Annotated in this window: 2 protein-coding genes; both read left to right on the top strand. The window is 64.7% G+C overall.

Going from position 1 to position 1913, the window contains the following annotated elements; all coding sequences use genetic code 11:
* Window positions 1–79: 79 nt before the first annotated feature.
* Window positions 80–1306, top strand: coding sequence for a TolC family protein (locus tag BKD70_RS23465; protein ID WP_054897169.1), 1227 nt, complete (start codon window positions 80–82; stop codon window positions 1304–1306).
* A gap of 19 nt (window positions 1307–1325) precedes the next feature.
* A partial coding sequence (locus tag BKD70_RS23460; RefSeq protein ID WP_139145832.1) for an efflux RND transporter periplasmic adaptor subunit occupies window positions 1326–1913 on the top strand: 588 nt, incomplete at its 3' end.

The following is a 1913-nucleotide window of genomic DNA, read 5'->3' as shown; positions in this document are numbered from 1 at the left end:
CACGGCCCTGATAAGTACCGAAAGCTACATTGCCCCCGCTGGGAAACCTCAGCGACTTCATGGGCGTGGAACTCTCGTTATGGCAATTTTCGTTAGAACACTGTTGGGGGCGGCGGCACTGGTAGTGTGGATATCCGCAAACGCCGCCCAGGCACAACCCCTCACCCTCGATGCAGCCTTGCAAACCGCCTTCGCCAACAACCCGGACCTGGCGGCCGCACAATGGGAAATCGACATCGCCCAAGGCGGCCGGCAACAGGCCGGCCTGATCCCCAACCCGGTGGCCTCCTGGGACGCTGAAGACACCCGCCGCAACAGCCGCACCACCAGCATCAAACTCAGCCAGACCCTTGAACTGGGCGGCAAGCGCGGTGCACGCATCGAGGTGGCCACCCGCGCCCAGGATGCCGCCGCGCTGACCCTGGAGCAGCGTCGCAACCAGTTGCGCGCCGAGGTCATCGACAGCTACTACGGCGCCCTGCGCGCCCAGGAACGCCTTGACCTGGCGCAACGCTCCATGACGCTTGCCGAGCGCGGCCTGGTGGTCGCCAATGGGCGCGTCACCGCTGGCAAGTCGTCGCCGGTGGAAGCCACTCGCGCCCAGGTGCAGGTGTCGCAAATCCGTCTGGAATTGAACCGCGCACAGATTGGCCTCACTGACGCCTACCGTCGCCTCGCCACCAGCACCGGCAGCGCCGCCACCGACTTCCAGGCCGTCGCCACGCCAAGCACCTCGGTACCGGCGTTACCCGCCGCCGCGCCATTGTTGGCACGCCTTGAGCAGACCGCCGAATTGCGCCTGGCCGAACTCAGCATTGTGCAGAACGAAGCCAGCGTGGGTCTGGAAAAAGCCCAGCGCATTCCGGACCTGGACGTGTCGATCGGCAGCCAATACGACGCCAGTGTGCGCGAACGGGTGAACCTGGTGGGCGTGTCGATGCCGATCCCGCTGTTCAACCGCAACCAGGGCAACATCCTCGCGGCCACCCGACGCGCCGACCAGGCCCGCGACCTGCGAAACGCCGCCGAACTGCGCCTGCGCACCGAAACCCGCCAGGCCCTGGACCTGTGGCAAACCGCGAACACCGAAGTGCGCGCGTTCAACCAGCAGATCCTGCCCGCCGCACAAAGTGCGGTAGACAGCGCCACCCGTGGCTTCGAGATGGGCAAGTTCAACTTCCTCGACGTGCTCGACGCCCAGCGCACCTTGATCGCGGCCCGTACCCAATACCTTGCTGCCACCGCCCAGGCCACCGAGGCCTGGGTACGCATCGAACGCATTTACGGCGACCTCGCCCGCTTCTGATTTTTCCTGGAGTCTCCTGATGAACAAAAAACATGGCATGGCGCTCGCCGTCGCCTTGGGCCTGATGCTTTCCGGCTTCGCCCACGCCGAGGAAGAAGAAGGCAAGCTCGAACTCACCGAGCAGCAGATTCAAGCTGCCGGCATCCAGTTGGCCCAGGCGCAACCGCGTGCCATCAGCACCGTGCTGACGCTGCCGGGCGAGGTGCGTTTTGATGAAGACCGTACCTCCCACATCGTGCCCCGCGCAGCGGGCGTGGTAGAGGCGGTGAAGGTCAACCTGGGCCAGTCGGTGAAGAAGGGCGAACTGTTGGCGGTGATCGCCAGCCAGCAAATTTCCGACCAGCGCAGCGAATTGGCCGCCAGTGAGCGCCGGGTCGAACTGGCGCGTACCACCTTCCAGCGCGAGCGTCAGTTGTGGCAGGACAAAATCTCTGCCGAACAGGATTACCTGCTGGCGCGGCAGACCCTGCAAGAAGCCGAAATCGCCCTGAACAATGCGCGGCAAAAAATGACTGCGCTCAGCGGCAGCGCGGTACTGGCCGGCGGCAATCGTTATGAACTGCGTGCGCCCTTCGCCGGTGTGGTGGTGGAAAAACACCTGGGGGTG

The sequence above is a fragment of the Pseudomonas sp. BS-2016 genome, assembly GCF_001806145.1.
Lineage (GTDB): Bacteria > Pseudomonadota > Gammaproteobacteria > Pseudomonadales > Pseudomonadaceae > Aquipseudomonas > Aquipseudomonas lundensis.
Note: the sequence above shows the minus strand (reverse complement) of the source record. Positions and strands in the feature narration are given on the sequence as shown.

Bases quoted from the DNA above. Each gene is read 5' to 3' on its own strand.
- BKD70_RS23465 (WP_054897169.1), top strand. From the start codon at position 80: ATGGCAATTTTCGTTAGAACACTGTTGGGGGCGGCGGCACTGGTAGTG.